The sequence below is a fragment of the Teichococcus aestuarii genome (genome assembly GCF_042651065.1).
Lineage (GTDB): Bacteria > Pseudomonadota > Alphaproteobacteria > Acetobacterales > Acetobacteraceae > Pseudoroseomonas > Pseudoroseomonas aestuarii.
The window spans coordinates 23,861-40,399 of sequence record NZ_JBHSCH010000023.1; the positions used below are offsets into that span (position 1 = coordinate 23,861).

The 16,539-nt window shown below is 72.0% G+C and carries 13 protein-coding genes; 9 read left to right on the forward strand and 4 right to left on the reverse strand.

Annotation, left to right across the window (positions count from 1 at the left end):
- Positions 1-3 precede the first annotated feature (3 nt).
- Positions 4-1,170 carry an acyl-CoA dehydrogenase family protein gene (locus tag ACFOY6_RS11125; protein ID WP_109515533.1) on the forward strand — a complete coding sequence of 389 codons (1,167 nt, stop codon included), beginning with the start codon at positions 4-6 and terminating at the stop codon, positions 1,168-1,170.
- Between the two features lie 66 nt (positions 1,171-1,236).
- Here the strand turns inward: ACFOY6_RS11125 and ACFOY6_RS11130 are convergent, their stop codons facing one another.
- Together ACFOY6_RS11130 and ACFOY6_RS11135 are read right to left on the reverse strand one after the other, a co-directional pair.
- Positions 1,237-2,256, reverse strand: coding sequence for a Bug family tripartite tricarboxylate transporter substrate binding protein (locus ACFOY6_RS11130; protein ID WP_109515532.1), 1,020 nt, complete (start codon positions 2,254-2,256; stop codon positions 1,237-1,239).
- A 112-nt stretch (positions 2,257-2,368) separates the two neighbouring features.
- Positions 2,369-3,181, reverse strand: a complete 813-nt coding sequence (locus tag ACFOY6_RS11135; RefSeq protein WP_109515531.1) for an IclR family transcriptional regulator — start codon at positions 3,179-3,181, stop codon at positions 2,369-2,371.
- A gap of 83 nt (positions 3,182-3,264) precedes the next feature.
- Here ACFOY6_RS11135 and ACFOY6_RS11140 point away from each other — a divergent pair, with 83 nt between their 5' ends.
- The gene (locus ACFOY6_RS11140) at positions 3,265-4,053 is read left to right on the forward strand and encodes an enoyl-CoA hydratase/isomerase family protein (RefSeq protein ID WP_109515530.1); all 789 of its coding nucleotides are present in this window, start codon (positions 3,265-3,267) and stop codon (positions 4,051-4,053) included.
- Positions 4,054-4,149: 96 nt separating this feature from the next.
- Positions 4,150-8,313, forward strand: coding sequence for a calcium-binding protein (locus tag ACFOY6_RS11145; protein WP_379650755.1), 4,164 nt, complete (start codon positions 4,150-4,152; stop codon positions 8,311-8,313).
- A 429-nt stretch (positions 8,314-8,742) separates the two neighbouring features.
- Here ACFOY6_RS11145 and ACFOY6_RS11150 read toward each other — a convergent pair whose 3' ends face one another.
- Both ACFOY6_RS11150 and ACFOY6_RS11155 read right to left on the reverse strand, forming a co-directional pair.
- Entirely contained in the window at positions 8,743-9,711 is a 969-nt protein-coding gene (locus ACFOY6_RS11150) for a tripartite tricarboxylate transporter substrate-binding protein (protein WP_109515528.1), read from the reverse strand.
- 69 nt (positions 9,712-9,780) lie between these two features.
- Positions 9,781-10,854, reverse strand: coding sequence for a tartrate dehydrogenase (locus ACFOY6_RS11155; protein WP_109515527.1), 1,074 nt, complete (start codon positions 10,852-10,854; stop codon positions 9,781-9,783).
- 141 nt (positions 10,855-10,995) lie between these two features.
- Here ACFOY6_RS11155 and ACFOY6_RS11160 point away from each other — a divergent pair, with 141 nt between their 5' ends.
- The 6 genes from ACFOY6_RS11160 to ACFOY6_RS11185 all read left to right on the forward strand — a co-directional run bounded on the left by ACFOY6_RS11160 (position 10,996) and on the right by ACFOY6_RS11185 (position 16,476).
- Complete coding sequence (locus tag ACFOY6_RS11160; RefSeq protein WP_379650723.1) at positions 10,996-11,889, forward strand: LysR family transcriptional regulator; 894 nt, start codon at positions 10,996-10,998, stop codon at positions 11,887-11,889.
- Between the two features lie 151 nt (positions 11,890-12,040).
- Positions 12,041-12,379: a DUF3293 domain-containing protein gene (locus ACFOY6_RS11165; RefSeq protein WP_181377985.1), complete on the forward strand. Its 339-nt coding sequence runs from the start codon at positions 12,041-12,043 to the stop codon at positions 12,377-12,379.
- Positions 12,380-12,556: 177 nt separating this feature from the next.
- Complete coding sequence (locus ACFOY6_RS11170; RefSeq protein ID WP_379650726.1) at positions 12,557-13,612, forward strand: ABC transporter ATP-binding protein; 1,056 nt, start codon at positions 12,557-12,559, stop codon at positions 13,610-13,612.
- Entirely contained in the window at positions 13,602-14,591 is a 990-nt protein-coding gene (locus tag ACFOY6_RS11175) for an ABC transporter ATP-binding protein (protein ID WP_379650728.1), read from the forward strand. Before ACFOY6_RS11170 ends, ACFOY6_RS11175 begins: the two co-directional genes overlap by 11 nt.
- Before the next feature lie 32 nt (positions 14,592-14,623).
- Positions 14,624-15,577 (forward strand): ABC transporter permease, encoded by a 954-nt coding sequence (locus ACFOY6_RS11180; RefSeq protein ID WP_379650730.1) that lies wholly within the window; start codon positions 14,624-14,626, stop codon positions 15,575-15,577.
- Entirely contained in the window at positions 15,574-16,476 is a 903-nt protein-coding gene (locus ACFOY6_RS11185) for an ABC transporter permease (protein WP_245906087.1), read from the forward strand. Before ACFOY6_RS11180 ends, ACFOY6_RS11185 begins: the two co-directional genes overlap by 4 nt.
- Positions 16,477-16,539 lie beyond the last annotated feature (63 nt).

A 16,539-nucleotide genomic window follows, 5' to 3' on the forward strand; every position in this document is an offset into this window, starting at 1 on the left:
ACCATGCTGCAGACCACGCCGAACGACCCGCATGCCGAGATCCGCGAGGAGGTGGCCAAGCTCTGCGCCCGCTTCCCCGGCGAGTACTGGCGCAAGCTGGACGAGGTGCGGGGCTACCCCACCGAGTTCGTGCAGGCGCTGACCGAGGCCGGCTACCTCGCCGCGCTGATCCCCGAGGAGTATGGCGGCGCGGGGCTCGGCCTCGGCGCGGCGGCGGCGATCCTGGAGGAGGTGCAGCGCCAGGGCTGCAACGGCGCCGCCTGCCACGCGCAGATGTACATCATGGGCACCATCCTGCGGCATGGAAGCGAGGCGCAGAAGCAGGAATACCTGCCCAAGATCGCCAGCGGCGAGCTGCGCCTGCAGGCCTTCGGCGTGACCGAGCCCACCAGCGGCACGGACACCACCAGCCTGCGCACCTTCGCGAAGAAGGAGGGCGACCGGTACATCGTCAACGGCCAGAAGATCTGGACCAGCCGCGCCGAGCATTCGGACCTGATGCTGCTGCTGGCGCGCACCACGCCGCGCGACCAGGTGGCGAAGAAGACCGAAGGGCTCTCCACCTTCATCGTCGACATGCGCACCGTGCTGGGCAAGGGGCTGACCATCCGCCCCATCCGCACGATGATGAACCACAATTCCTGCGAGGTCTTCTTCGACAACATGGAAGTGCCCGCCGAGAACCTGGTGGGCGAGGAAGGGCGCGGCTTCCGCTACATCCTGGACGGGATGAACGCCGAGCGGCTGCTGATCGCCAGCGAGTGCATCGGCGATGCCAAGTGGTTCATCGAGAAGGCCGTGGCCTACTCGAAGGAGCGCGTGCTGTTCAACCGGCCGATCGGGCAGAACCAGGGGGTGCAGTTCCCCATCGCGCGGGCCTATGCGCAGATGCGGGCGGCGGAGGCCATCGTGCACAAGGGGCTGGCCAAGTTCGAGGCCGGGGTGAACCCGGGCGAGGAGGCCAACATGGGCAAGATGCTGGCGGCCGAGGCGAGCTGGGCGGCGGGCGAGGCCTGCGTGCAGACGCATGGCGGCTTCGGCTTCGCCGAGGAATACGACGTGGAGCGCAAGTTCCGCGAGACGCGGCTGTACCAGGTGGCGCCGATCAGCACCAACCTGATCCTCTCCTACCTGGGCGAGCATGTGCTCGGCATGCCGCGCAGCTACTGAGGCCCGTTGGAGGCGCGGTGGCCCGGCTGCCGCGCCGGGCCACCTTTTCCTCTCGCGGCCCCCGCCTCAGCCGGCGTCGAGCTGAAGCCCTTCGCGCTTCAGCACCTCGCCCCATTTCTCCGTCTCGGCCCGGACGAAGGCGGCATACTGCGCCGGCGTGCCATAGGCGGAGACGCCGCCCATCTCCGCGAAGCGCTTCTTCGTCTCCGGCAGTTCCAGCAGCGCCTTGATCTGCGCGTTCAGCGCGCCGACCACCGCCTCCGGCGTGCCGGCCGGGTAGAAGGCGCCGAACCAGGTGTTCACCTCGTAATTGGCCAGCTCCGGCGCCACCTCCCGCATCGCCGGCAGGTCGGGCAGCTGCGGGTTGCGCTCGGCGCTGCTCACGCCCAAAGCCCGCACCCGGCCCTCGCGCACCTGCACCATGGCGCTGGTCAGGTTGTCGAAGCTGAACTGCACCTCGCCGGCCACCAGCCCCATCATCGACGGGCCGGCACCGCGGTAATGCACCGCCGTGGCGCGCGTGCCGGTGAGCTGGCTGAACCACACCGCCGAGAGATGCGGCGACTGCCCCAGCCCCGGCGTGCCATAGCTCAGCTTGCCCGGGTTGGCGCGGATATAGGCGATGAAGTCCTTCGCCGTCTCCACCGGCAGGGACGGGTGCACCACCAGCACGTTCGGCCCCTGGATCATGTTGGAGACGGGGATGAGCTGGTCGGCCCGGTAGGGCAGGTTGCGGAACAGCGAGTGGGCGATGGCCTGCGGCCCGATATTGCCCAGCAGGATGGTGTGCCCGTCCGGCTTGGCGCGGACCACCTCGGCGGTGCCGATGGTGCCGCCGGCACCGGACTTGTTCTCCACCACCGCCGCCTGGCCCCAGTGCTGGGTCAGGTGGTTGGCCAGCAGCCGGCCCATGATGTCGGTGGTGCCGCCGGCGGCGGCGGGGACGATGACGCGCACGGTCTGGCTCGGCCGCCAGCCCTCCTGCGCCCGGGCGCGGGGCAGGCCGGGCAGCAGCCCACCGGCCAGGGCGATGCCCAGCCCTCCGCTGGTGCCGCGCAGCAGCGCGCGGCGGTGCAGGACCTTCATGGTGTTCTCCTCCTCCCTGCGGCGCCCTTGCCGGGCGCCGCTTTTGGCGAAGGAGTTGAGCCGATGCGCGCGCGCCTGTCATGCGCAAAGCGCCTGTTCCGAATGGAAAATGCTATTCCTGATCCGGGATGCCGTGGCCCAGGGGGAACAGGGCCTTCCCGGTGAAGGCCGCCACCTCCCGCAGCTCCTCCCCGAGGCGCGAGAAGGTCTCGGGCGCATACTGCCCGGAGATGGTGATGCCGCTGATGCCGAAGCGCGGCTGGCCGTTGCGGTCCCGCACCAGGGCGGCCACGGTGATCAGGCCACGGTAGAGGTTGTTCTGGTCGAGGCTCCAGCCCTGCTGCCGGGCGAGGGCGACATCGGCCAGGTAGGCCTCGAAGCTGGGCGGGGATTGCCAGCGGAGCGTCGCGAAGCGGCGGCGCAGCTCGTCGGCCGGCAGGTCCAGCGCGGCGGCGACGCAGCGCCCCACCGCGCCCACCAGCATCGGCAGCCGCAGCCCCACGCGCATCTCGACGCGCACAGCGGTGTGGCTGTGCGCGCGGTCGATCAGCACGATGTGGCCGTCCTCGGTGACGCGCCACAGCACGATCAGCATGTCGTAGTTCAGCGCCAGCCGCTCCAGCTCGGGGCGGATCAGCTCGGCATGGCTGACGCCGATCAGCCCGGCGGCCAGCTCGGCCACGGCCAGGCCCAGCGTGTAGGTCTTGTCGCTGTCGCGGAAGGCGACGAAGCGCGCCCGCGTCAGGGTGCGCAGGATGTTGAAGCAGGTGCTGGGGCTGATGCCCGTGCCGCGCGCCACCGCCGCCACGCCGAGCGGGCCCGTCGCCCCCGCCAGGTGCTGCAGGATGCGGATGGCGTGGATGACGGCACCCACGTCGCGCTGCGCGCCGGGATCGCGCTCGGGCAGGGGAAGGGCAGTGTCCATTCGATATCCCGATTGATTTCCCGTATGCGGAATGTAGCCTGCGGACAGACAGGGCGCAAAGCGCCGCAAGCAGGAGGACGTCCATGCCCGACCATAGCGGCGAACAGCCCGTCATGCGCGTGGGGGAGGAGCGGGACGGCCCGGTGCTGATCCTGACGCTCGACTACCCCGCCCGCCGCAACGCGCTCGCGCCCGCCCTGCGCGCCGCGCTGCTCGGCATCCTCGACCGCGCGGAGGCGGACCCCGCGGTGCGCGCCATCGTCATCACCGGCGGCGGGGCGCATTTCTGCTCGGGCGGCGACCTTTCGGGGATGGATGTTCGCACCCCCTTGCAGGGGCGGGAGCGGCTGCGCGCGGCGCACCAGATGATCCGCCTCATGGTCGGCGGCTCCAAGCCGGTGGTGGCGGCGGTGGAGGGCTGGGCCGCCGGCGCCGGCCTCTCGCTGGCCTGCGCCTGCGACACCATCGTGGCGGCGGAGGACGCGCAGTTCATGGCCGCCTTCGGCAAGGCGGGGCTGATGGCCGATCTCGGCCTGCCGCACACCCTGCCGCTGCGCGTGGGCCATGCGCGGGCGCGGCAGATCCTGCTCTATGGCGAGCCGGTCGGCGCCGAGGAGGCGCTGCGCATCGGCCTGGTGGACCGGCTGGCGCCGAAGGGCCAGGCGCTCGCCGTGGCGCTGGAGCGCGCCCGCGTGCTGGCCGCGCAGGCGCCCGCCGCGGTGGCGCTGACCAAGCAGATCCTCTCCGAGGGGCTGCACAACGCGCTGGACCAGGAGCGCCACTACCAGAGCCTGCTGTTCCTCACCGCCGACCACGAGGAAGGCAAGGCCGCCTTCTTCGCCAAGCGCGCGCCCAACTTCACCGGCGCCTGAACGGAAGACAGCGGCGAGGCCGGGGAATCCCTTCCCCGGCCTCGCCGTGCGGATTGAGGCGCAACCCGCCGCAAGCCCCCGCCCCGCCCATGCTAAATCCACCCCGCCGGCCGGCAGAAGGCCCGTCGCGCGCCACCTTCGCAGGCGTCAGGGGTCAGGATGGCGAACTTCATCGGCGGATCAGGCAACGACACGCTCACCGGCACGGCGCAGGCCGACATCCTGCAGGGCCAGGGCGGCAACGACACCCTCTCGGGCGGCGCCGGCGCCGACACCCTCTCGGGCGGCGACGGCAACGACATCCTGACCGGCGGGCGCGGCGCCGATGCGCTGTCCGGCGGCGCCGGCGGCGACACCTTCCGCTTCCTGGCGCCCGAGGAGGCGCATCTCGACCGCATCGTCGATTTCGCCAGCGGCGACCAGCTGGATTTCTCCGCCATCGCCGGCCTGGCCTTCCTGGGCACGCTGCCCTTCAGCGGCACGGCGCTGGAGATGCGCGTCGCCTGGGCGCCGGGCGTCACGCTGCTGCAGATCGACCAGCGCGGCCTCGGCGAGGCGGAGATCGTGCTGACGCTGAACGGCACCTACCGCCTCGTGGAAACGGCGCCCGGCTCGCGCATCCTGCAACTGGCCGAGCCGCTCAACCTCAGCGGCGGCGCCGGCGCCGACACGCTCACGGGCGGCGCCGGCGACGACCGGCTGATCGGCCTCGGCGGCAACGACACGCTGGCCGGCGGCGATGGCGAGGACGTGCTGAAGGGCGGCGACGGCGAGGACCTGCTCATCGGCGGCGCAGGCGCCGACATCCTGGTGGGCGGCGCGGCGAAGGACACCTACCGCTACCTCGCCGCGGAGGAGCTGCAGGGCGACATCCTGCAGGATTTCTCGACCAGCGACGTCATCGACCTCACGCCGCTCACCTTCCTGCGCTACATCGGCGACGCCGCGTTCAGCGGCACGCCGGGGGAGATGCGCAACCAGGACAAGCGGCTGCTGCTCGACCTCGACGGCGATGGCGTGGCCGAGATCAGCGCCTGGGTCTCCGGCACCGACATGCTGGCCGAGACCAGCGCCGGCTCGCGGCGGCTGGTGCGCGTCACGCCCGTCTCCCTGGCCGGCACGGATGGCGCCGACAGGCTGGGCGGCACCGCCAGCGGCGACCTGCTCGATGGCGGGCTGGGCGACGACCGGCTGACCGGTCTCGGCGGCAATGACCGCCTGCTCGGCGGCGGCGGCAACGACACGCTGGACGGCGGCACCGGCAACGACACGCTGGGCGGCGGCAGCGGCGACGACACGCTGGACGGCGGTGACGGCGACGACACGCTGGATGGCGGCACCGGCAACGACATCCTCGCCGGCGGAATGGGGGCCGACACGCTGCGCGGCGGCGCGGGGCAGGACGTGTTCCGCTACGCCAGCGCCGCCGAGCTGACCGGAGACGCCATCCGCGACATGGCGGCGGATGACCGCATCGATCTCGCCGCCCTGGCCGGCTTCACCTTCATCGGCGGTGCCGAGTTCTCCGGCACGCGCGGCGAGATCCGCTTCGGCGACGGCATGCTCTGGATCGACGCGGATGGCGACGGCGTGGCGGAGACCGGCGCCGTGGTTGCGACCGGCGGGGTGGCGCTGGAGGAGACGGCGCCCGGATCACGGCTGCTGCAACTGGCGCTGGACCGCACCCTGCAAGGCACCGCCGGCAACGACACCCTGGACGGCGGGGCCGGCAACGACACGCTGGAGGGCGGTGCCGGCAACGACACGCTGCGCGGCGGCGCCGGCCATGACCGGCTCTCCGGTGGCGCCGGCAATGACGCGCTGGATGGCGGGGCCGGCAACGATACGCTGGAGGGCGGCGCCGGCATCGACATCTTCGTCATCACCCCGCAGGCGGGTGCGGCCGACACCATCACCGACCTCTCCAGCAGCGACCTCATCCGCATCATCGACCTTGGCTACCCGGCCTGGATCGCGGAGGCGCCCTTCAGCGGCCTGCGCCCCGAGGCGCGCCACCAGCGCAGCGGCAACGACACGCTGCTGCAGATCGACGCGGATGGCGATGGCGTGGCCGAGCAGAGCGTGCTGCTGCGCGGCGCGGGAGCCTTGCAGGAAACGGCGCCCGGCTCCGGCTTGCTGCGGCTGGCGCCGGTGGTCAACTGGCGCGGCGGCGACACGGCGAATATCGGCGTCGGCGGCGCGGGCCATGACACGCTGTATGGCGAAGGCGGCAACGACACCCTGGCCGGGCGCGGCGGCAACGACCTGCTCGACGGCGGCGCCGGCAACGACATCCTGCGCGGCGAAGGCGGCGACGACATCCTCATCGGCGGCGCGGGCAGCGACGTGCTGCAGCCCGGCACCGGGCGGGACGTGATCTCGGGTGGCGAGAACGCCGATGCCATCCGCTACCGCGCTACCGACGAGATCGGCCTGCGCGAGGACCGCATCACCGATTTCGAGCTGGGCGACCAGCTCGACCTGAGCGCCCTGGGTGGCCTCTCCCTTTCAGAGAACGGCCTGACCCGCGTGGCCGGGCAGATGGCGGTGCTGTGGGAGAACGGCCAGTCCGTCCTGGCCATCGACATGGATGGCGACGGCGCCGCCGATCTGGCGCTGCTGCTGGACGGCCTCATGGCGCTGGAGGAAACCCGCAGCGGCTCCAACGTCCTGGTGCGCGTGCCGGACCTGACGCTGCAGGGCACGGCGGCCGACGACACCCTGGCGGGCCGCGGCGGCCGCGACCTGCTGCTCGGCCTGGAAGGCCACGACCGGCTGGATGGCGGCGCGGGCGACGACACGCTGCGTGGCGGCGCCGGCCAGGACCAGCTCCTTGGCGGCAGCGGCGACGACCTGCTCCAGGGTGACGAAGGCGACGACCTGCTCGAGGGCGGCACCGGCGCGGACACGCTGCGCGGCGGCGACGGCGCGGACATTCTGGCCGGCGGCCTCGGCGCCGATACGCTGACCGGCGGTGCCGGTGCCGACACCTTCCTGTTCCGCGGCGCCGCCGAGCTGGCCGGCGACCTGGTCACCGACCTGCAGGCGGAGGATGTCCTGGACCTTTCGGCCCTGGGCGCGCGGTTCATCGGCAGCGAAGCCTTCCAGGCCGGGGGCGGCGCGCAGCTCCGCGTCACCGTCTCGGCGCAAAGCTGGGTGACGGTGGACCTCGACGGCGACGGGCTGGGCGATGCCACCCTCGCCATCGGCGCCGCCACCTGGCTGGAGGAGACCGCCAGCGGCTCCGGCCTCCTGCGGCGGGTGCTGGACCTCCAGCTCACCGGCGGCGGCGGCGCTGACAGCCTCGCCGGGCGGGAGGGGGATGACCGGCTTTCCGGCCTGGGCGGCGACGACACCCTCGCCGGCGGGCGCGGCCAGGACACGCTGCTGGGCGGCGACGGCGCCGACACGCTGGATGGCGGCCTCGGCGGCGACACGCTGACCGGCGGCGCCGGCAATGACATCTTCGCCTGGAGCGCCGCCGAGCTGGCCGGCGGCTTCACCGACACCATCACCGACTTCGCCGTGGGCGACAGGATCGATCTCTCGGCCCTGCAAGGCCGCTTCATCGGCGCGGACGCCTTCGCGGCCATAGGCGAGCCGGAATTCCGCCAGTCCGGCGCGCAGCTCCTGGTGGACCGCAATGGCGATGGCTTCACCGACGGCCTGATCCAGGTCACGGGGCTGGATGGGCTGCTGGAGGAGGTGCTGCCCGGCTCCGGCCTGCTGGAGCTGCCCCCCGCCCTGGCCCTGACGGGCGGCGCGGCCGCCGACATCCTCTCCGGCCGCGGCAATCACGACACCCTCTCCGGCCTGGAGGGCGACGACACCCTGCGCGGCGGTGGCGGCAACGACACGCTGCTGGGCGGCGCGGGCAACGACACGCTGCTGGGCGGCGCCGGGAATGACTGGCTGACCGGCGGTGCCGGCGCCGACACCCTGACCGGCGGCGCGGGCAATGACCGCTTCATCTTCGCCGGCGGCGATGCCGGCCCCGGCGCGGCGCGGGACACGGTGACGGATTTCTCGGCCGCCGCCTATACCGACCAGCTCGACCTCTCCGGCATCGACGCCAATGCCGATCTCGCGGGAGACCAGGCCTTCATGCTGCGCATGGAGGCCAGCTTCACCGCCGCCGGCCAGCTCTACCTGCAGGGCGGCGTGCTCTACGGCAACACGGATGGCGATACGGAGGCCGAGTTCGAGATCGCCCTGCCCGGCATCGAGACCTTGTTCACCTGGCATTTCTGGGCCCTTTGAAGGTGGCCCCTCCCGCTGCTCAAGCCCGCGGGCCTGTGCCGCGGGCAGAGGCGGCATGCCTGCCGCCTGGCGCAGCATGTCCATCGCGGCCAGGCTTTCCCGCCAGCGGGAGATCGCCTCCTCGGCCCGGCTTCACACCGTGGCTGGCCTCGCCGCCTGGACGCCGGCTCCGGCACGGTGCAGATCCTGGGTGGCCGTGTGGCGATTTCCGCCCGCGTCAACGGCTCGGGCTGCGTGCAGCCTGCCAGGACCAGCAGCCAACCGGTCCAAGCAGGTCGGTGCGTGGAGCCCGGCGGCTTCTGCCCTGATTTCCGTAAGGCGCCAAGGCCGCCTTCATGGGCTCCGAGGACTTGCAGGGGCTCAAGGTGAAGGGGGAGGAGAACGGAGCGGATTCCGAGCGGAATGGCGGAGTCTCCCCCGCCAGCCTGTTCAATCGGCGTATTGCCCGGCTTCCTGGATGATCGGCCGCCAGCGCGCCACTTCCTCGGCCAGATGGCGGCGGTGCCAGGCCGGGGTGGCCCGCTCCTGGCTGGCCGGCGCCGTCACCAGCTCGGCGAAGCGGGTCAGCAGCCGCTCCTCGCGCAGCGCGGCGCGGATGGCGGTGGCGAGGCGCTCCTGGATCTCGGCCGGCGTGCCGGCCGGCGCATAAAGCCCGTGCCAAGTGCTCATGGCGAGGTCCGGCGCGCCGGCCTCGGCGGTGGTGGGCAGGTCCAGCCCCGGCACGCGCTGCGGCAGCGTCACCGCATAGGCCTTGATGCGGCTGTCGCGGATGAAGGGCGCCGTGTTGGTCGCCTGGTCGCAGAACAGGTCGATGCGCCCGGCCATCAGGTCGGTGATGGCGGGCGCGCTGCCGCGGAACACCACCGTGGTCAGGGCGCGGCCCGCCGCGCGCTGCAGCAGCATGCCGCAGAGCTGGTTGGCGCCGCCCAGGCCGGAATGCGCCAGCGTCAGCCCGTCGCCCTGCGCCTTGATGGCGGCCAGCACGCCGGGCAGGTCGGCGGCGGGGAAGTCGGGGCGCGCCACCACCGTCATCGCCGCGTCCGAGACGAGGCCGAGCGGCGCGAAGCTCTCCTGCACGTCATAGGGCAGCTTGCGGTAGAGCGTGGCGGTGCTGGCATGGCCGATGTGGTGCATCAGCAGGGTGTGGCCGTCGGGCCGGGCCTGCGCCACCCGCGCGGCGGCGATGGTGCCGCCCGCGCCGGTCACGTTCTCCACCACCACCGGCTGGCCGAGATCCTTCGACATGCCCTCGGCCACCAGCCGGCTGACCACGTCGGTCGGGCCGCCGGCGGCGAAGGGCACGGTGATGGTGATGGAGCGGGTGGGGAAGGTCTCCGCCAGGGCGGGAGTGGCCAGCAGGGCAGGGGTGGCTGCCAGGAGCGTACGGCGGGTGAGCATGGGTGTTTCCTCCGGGGGGAAGGGCGGGGGAAGGAATTCCCCCGCGCCCCCTTCTTCTGTTCTTGTCAGTCAGACATTCGCGCTGTGGATGGCGTCACACACCGCCTCGGTGACCTGCTTCGTGGTGGCGGTGCCGCCGAGGTCGGGGGTCAGCAGGCCGCTGGCGGTGACGCGCTCCACCGCGCGCATCAGCCGCGCGGCGGCCTCGGGCTCGCCCAGGTGCTCCAGCATCTGCGCCCCGGTCCAGAAGGTGGCGATCGGGTTGGCGATGCCCTTGCCGGCGATGTCGAAGGCCGAGCCGTGGATCGGCTCGAACATCGAGGGGAAGCGCCGCTCCGGGTCCACATTGCCGGTGGGCGCCACGCCCAGGCTGCCGGCCAGCGCGGCGGCGAGATCCGAGAGGATGTCGGCGTGCAAATTGGTGGCGACGATGGTGTCGAGGCTCTGCGGCTTCAGCACCATGCGCATGGTCATGGCGTCCACCAGCATCTTGTCCCAGGTGACGTCGGGGAATTCCTTCGAGACCTCCTCGGCGATCTCGTCCCACATCACCATGCCGAAGCGCTGCGCGTTGGACTTGGTGACAACCGTCAGGAACTTGCGCGGCCGCGCCTGGGCGAGGCGGAAGGCGTAGCGCATGATCCGCGTGACGCCGACGCGGGTGAAGATGGCCACCTCGGTGGCCACCTCCTCCGGCAGGCCGCGGTGGGCGCGGCCGCCATGGCCGGCATACTCGCCCTCCGAGTTCTCGCGCACGATCACCCAGTCGAGGTCGCCTGGGCCGCAGTCGCGGAGCGGCGGCGTCACGCCGGGCAGGATCTTGGTGGGCCGCACATTGGCGTACTGGTCGAAGCCCTGGCAGATCGGCAGGCGCAGGCCCCACAGCGTCACATGGTCCGGCACGTCCGGCGCGCCGACGGCGCCGAAATAGATGGCGTCGAACTTCTTCAGCGTCGCCAGCCCGTCCGCCGGCATCATCACGCCATGCCTGCGGTAGTAATCGGAGCCCCAGGGGAATTCCTCGACATGCAGGCGGAAATCACCCATCCGCCGCTCCAGCACGGAGAGGGCCTGCAGGCCGGCGGCGATCACCTCGGGCCCGATGCCATCGGCCGGGATGGCGGCGATGCTGTATTCGCGCAACGGTGTCTCTCCTCGTCAGGTCCTGGCGCCCAGGCTAGGCTCCGCTGGGGCCGCGCCCTGCATCCGAAAGATTGCGCAAAAAAAGGCGATAATCCGCCCCGGCCGGCACAGCCTCGCGGGCGGGCGGAAGGAGAGGGCACGGTGGAACTGAAGCAGCTCAGGGCCTTCCTGGCGGTGGCGGAGGAGCTGCATTTCGGCCGCGCCGCCGCCCGGCTGAACATGCTTCCCACCGCGCTGGGCCGGCAGGTGCGGCTGCTGGAGGAGGAGCTGGGCACGGCGCTGCTGCGCCGCACCACCCGGCAGGTGGCCACCACCCCGGCGGGGGATGCGCTGGCCACCGAGGCGCGGGCCATCCTGGAACATGCCGCGGCGGCGGCGCGGCTGGTGCGCGGGATGGCGGCGCATCCCGCCGGCCTGCTGCGCATCGGTGCCATCGACAGCGCGGCGGCGGGGCTGCTGCCGGGCCTGCTGGCACGCTTCCAGGCGGCGCATCCCGGCATCGCCACGCGGCTGACCGAGGCCAAGACCTCGGAGATCCTGCCGCAGCTGCGCGCGCGGCGGCTGGACCTCGGCTTCGTCCGGCCGCCGCTGCGGCCCGAGCCGGGCCTCGCCTTCCGCTGGCTGCTGCAGGAATACCCGGTGGTGGCGCTGCCGCGGCGGCATCCGCTGGCCGGCCGCCGCCGCCTGCGGCTGGAGGATCTGGCCCCGCTGCCGCTGATCCTGCCGCCCCGCCGCACCCGGCCCCACAGCCATGACGGGGTGATGCGCCTGTTCGCCGCGCTGGGCCTCTCGCCGCATGTGGCGCAGGAGGCGGAGGAGAAGCAGACCATCGTCAACCTGGTGGCGGCGGGCATCGGCATCGCGCTGCTGCCGGAATGGGCGGCGCGGATGCGGGTGCCGGGCGTGGTGTTCCGCCCCGTGGCGCTGCCCAAAGCCGCGGCGCCCCTGGAATGGGGCCTGGGCGTTGCCTGGGACCCGGATTCCCCCTGCGCCGAGCGGGCCGCCTTCCTGGCCCTGCTCGACCCCAGCCCCTGAGAGAAGGATCAGCGCGGAGAGGGCGGGCCGCCCCTCCGGCTTTTTCCGTTGCAACCGCCGCTGTGGGAGGCGCGTGATGTATTCCGCCTGTGCACCGTTTCAGAAAGTTTATCGTGCCACGCTCTATCGGGTGGGCAATCCGCCGTATTGCGTGACGGCCCGCCTCCATGGCCGCCGCCAGCCGGAACTGGACCGCCTGCTGGCCCGCCATGCCGTGCGCCGGGCGGTGTTCATCACGGCCTGGAATCCATGGTCGCGGACGCCGGGGCTGGCGGCCAACCGGCGCGCCCAGGCGCGGCTGCGGGCGAGGCTGGGCCGGGTGCTGCCCGGCTTCGGCGCCTGGGCAGATGCGCCGGAGAAGGGCGAGGAAAGCCTGCTGGCACTGGGCCTGGGCGCGCGGGCGGGCGCGGCGCTGGGCCGGGCCTTCCGGCAGAACGCTGTGGTGGTGCTGCGCCGGGGTGCGCCCGCCGCGCTGCTCTGCCTGCGCTGAGACAGGGAAAGGGGGGCAAGGGGCCGCAGGCCGCCGGATGCCTGTTCTTTCGGCGGATTCTGGGTGCGGTGCGTGCAATCCCTGCCGGCACCCAGGTTTTTGCACTTGAATCGCGCAATATGATGCTGGCCTGCCATTTGCATCGCGGGAGCTGCGAAACTCACGGACGGAGAGCCCATGGCATCGCCCGCAGCCTTACTGGCCCGCCCCCTGCCGGATATCGGCGGCCCGGCGCAGCCGCTGCTCTCGGTGCGGGGTCTGACCAAGCACTTCCCCCTCAAGGGTGGCCTGCTCAACCGCACGCGCGGCGTGGTGCAGGCGGTGGACGATGTCAGCTTCGACCTGCGCAAGGGCGAGACGCTCGGCATCGTGGGCGAGAGCGGCTGCGGCAAGTCCACCACTTCGCGCCTCATCATGGCGCTGATGGAGCCCACCGCCGGCGAGGTGATCTTCGATGGCCAGACGGTCGGCCCCGGCGGCCTGTCGATGAAGGAATACCGCCGCCAGGTGCAGATGGTGTTCCAGGACAGCTACGCCTCGCTGAACCCGCGCCTGACCATCGAGGAATCCATCGCCTATTCGCCGCAGGTGCACGGCCTCTCGCGCCGCACCGCGATCGAGCGCGCGCATGAGCTGCTGGCGGCGGTGGGGCTGGAGCCGGGGCAGTTCGCCCGCCGCTACCCGCACGAGCTCTCGGGCGGGCAGCGCCAGCGCATCAACATCGCCCGCGCCCTGGTGCTGCGGCCGCGCCTGATCATCCTCGACGAGCCGGTCTCGGCGCTCGACAAGTCGGTCGAGGCGCAGGTGCTGAACCTGCTGATGGACCTCAAGGAGCAGTACGGCCTCACCTACCTGTTCATCAGCCACGACCTGAACGTGGTGCAGTACATGTCGGACCGCGTGCTGGTGATGTATCTCGGCCGCGTCGCCGAGTTCGGGCCGGTGGAGGCGATCTACGCGAAGGCCGCCCATCCCTACACCGCAGCCCTGCTCGACAGCCGCCCCTCGATGGACCCCGACCGCCGGCGCACCGAGCCACCCCTCTCGGGCGACCCGCCCAACCCGGTGAACCCGCCCTCCGGCTGCCGCTTCCGCACCCGCTGCCTCCATGCCGAGGATGTCTGCGCCGCCACCGTGCCGCCGCTCGCCCTGGCCGGGGAGGACCACCGCGCCGCCTGCCTGGTGCACAGTCCCGGCAGCGGCCACAGCAAGGCGATGCCCCATGCCGCATGATCCTGGCGCGAAGCCGCTGGTCGAGGTGCGCGGGCTGAATGTCCGCTTCGTCTCGCGCGAAGCCACGGTCAAGGCCGTCAATGGCGTGGACTTCACCCTGGCGCAGAACGAATCCCTCTGCATCCTGGGCGAGAGCGGCTCCGGCAAGTCGGTCACGCTGCGCGCGATGATGCGGCTCAACCCGCCGAAGAAGACGGTGATGGAGGGCGCGGTGCGCGTCGGCGGCCACGACATCGTCGCGGCGCCGGAGAAGGCGATGGCCGACATCCGTGGCCGTGTCGTCTCGATGGTCTTCCAGGAGCCGATGACGGCGCTGGACCCGGTCTTCACCATCGGCCGGCAGATCGCCGAGACCATCATCCGCCACGAGGGGGTGAGCCGCGCCGAGGCCGACCGCCGCGCGCTGGACCTGCTGGAGCTGGTGCAGATCCCCTCCGCGAAGCGCCGTCTCGCTGCCTATCCGCACGAGCTTTCCGGCGGGCTGCGGCAGCGCGCGATGATCGCCATCGCCCTCTCCTGCCGCCCGAAGCTGCTGCTGGCCGACGAGCCGACCACGGCGCTCGACGCCACGGTGCAGATCCAGATCCTGCTTCTCCTGCGCCGCTTGCAGCAGGAGCTTGGCATGGGCGTCATCTTCGTCACGCACGACCTCGGCGTGGCGGGCGAGATCGCCGACCGGGTGGCGGTGATGTATGCCGGCCGCTTCATCGAGGAAGGCCCGGTGGCCGCGCTGATGCGCGGGCCGCTGCACCCCTACGCGCGCGGCCTGATGGGCGCCACCGTGCATGCCGGCATGCGCGGCACGCGGCTGACCACCATCCCCGGCGCGCCGCCCGACCTCAGCCGCCCCGTGCAGGGCTGCGCCTTCGCGCCGCGCTGCCCGCAGGCGGGCGAGGACTGCCTGCCCGCCATGCCCGAGCTGCGCAGCCCCGCGCCCGGGCGCAACGTCCGCTGCATCCGCGTGGACGAAGCCGCATGACCCTTCATCCCCCGGCCGGAGGCCGCTAGGCCATGCTCTCCTATATCCTCCGGCGCGTGCTCTACGCCGTGCCGATCGCGCTGGCGGTCAGCCTGCTCTGCTTCCTGCTGGTGCACATCGCGCCCGGAGACCCGGTGAACGCCATCGTCCCCGCCGACGCGCCGCAGGCGGTGGTGGACCAGATCCGCGCCGAATACGGGCTGGACAAGCCGTTGCCGGTGCAGTTCGGGCTCTGGCTGCTGAAGGTGGTGCAGGGCGACCTCGGCCGCTCCCTCGCCACCGGCCGCGCCGTGACGGACGATCTGTTCGTGGCGGTGCAGAACACGCTGCGCCTCTCGCTGATCGCGGCGGCCATCGGCTTCGCGGCCGGCACGCTGCTCGGCGCCATCGCCGGCGCCTTCCGCGGCAGCTGGATCGACCGCGTGGCGGTCGGCCTGGCCGCCGCCGGCGTCTCGGTGCCGCATTACTGGCTCGGCATGGTGCTGGTCATCATCTTCAGCGTCACGCTGAACGTGCTGCCGGCGATGGGCGCCGGCCCCGGCGGCTCGGGCGAGTGGGCCTGGAACTGGGAGCACATGCGCCACCTGGTGCTGCCCGCCGTCACCCTCTCCGTCATTCCCATGGGCATCGTCACCCGCACGGTGCGCGGCATCGTGGCCGAGATCCTGAACCAGGACTTCGTCAACACGCTGCGCGGCAAGGGGCTGCGCCGGGGCGGCATCCTGCTGCACGTGGCGAAGAACGCGGCGCCGGGCACGCTCGCCATCATGGGGCTGCAGCTCGGCTACCTGATGGGCGGCTCGATCCTGGTGGAGACGGTGTTCTCCTGGCCGGGCACGGGCTTCCTGCTGAACAGTGCCATCTTCCAGCGCGACATCCCGGTGCTGCAGGGCACCATCCTGGTGCTGGCGCTGTTCTTCGTCTCCCTCAACCTGCTGGTCGACCTGATGCAGACCGCGCTGGACCCGAGGATCAAGCGGGCATGAGCAGCACAGCCATGAGCACCACCACCGCCGGCCTCCCCCTGGCGCCGCAGCCGGTCGCCAGCCCCGGCTACTGGCAGGGCGTCTGGAAGCGGCTGCGGCGCGACCCGGTGACGCTGGCCTGCGGCGGCATCCTGCTGCTGATGCTGTTCGCCATCCTGGCCGCGCCGCTGCTGGCCCCGGCCGACCCCTTCCAGACCAGCATGCTCCGCCGCCTGCGCCCGGTCGGCACGCCCAACTACATCCTGGGCTCCGACGAGCTGGGGCGGGACATGCTGACGCGCCTGCTCTATGGCGGGCGGCTCTCCTGGTTCATCGGCATCACGCCCGTGGTCATCGCCTTCGGCGTGGGCGGGCTGCTCGGCATCGTCGCGGGCTTCGCCGGCGGCTGGGTGAACATGCTGATCATGCGCGTGACGGACGTGTTCTACGCCTTCCCCTCGGTGCTGCTGGCGGTGGCCATCAGCGGCGCGCTGGGGGCGGGGGTGTTCAACGCCATCCTCTCGCTCACCCTGGTGTTCATCCCGCAGATCATCCGCGTGGCGGAGAGCACCACCACCTCGGTGCGCAACCTCGACTATGTGGAGGCGGCGCGCGGCAGCGGCGCGGGGGCCATGAGCATCGTGCGCGTGCACATCCTGCCCAACGTGCTCGGGCCCATCTTCGTCTATGCCACCAGCCTGATCAGCGTCTCGATGATCATCGCCTCCGGCCTTTCCTTCCTCGGCCTCGGCACCAAGCCGCCGGAGGCGGAGTGGGGGCTGATGCTGAACACGCTGCGCAGCGCCATCTATTCGCAGCCTCTCCTCGCCATGCTGCCGGGGCTCTGCATCTTCGTCACCAGCATGTGCTTCAACCTCGTCAGCGACGGGCTGCGGGCCGCGATGGACGTGCGCAACTGACACGGCCGCCGGCGGCGGCGGGAGCCATCCCGGCCTTCCGCCCCGGAGACGGCCTGCGCCGGC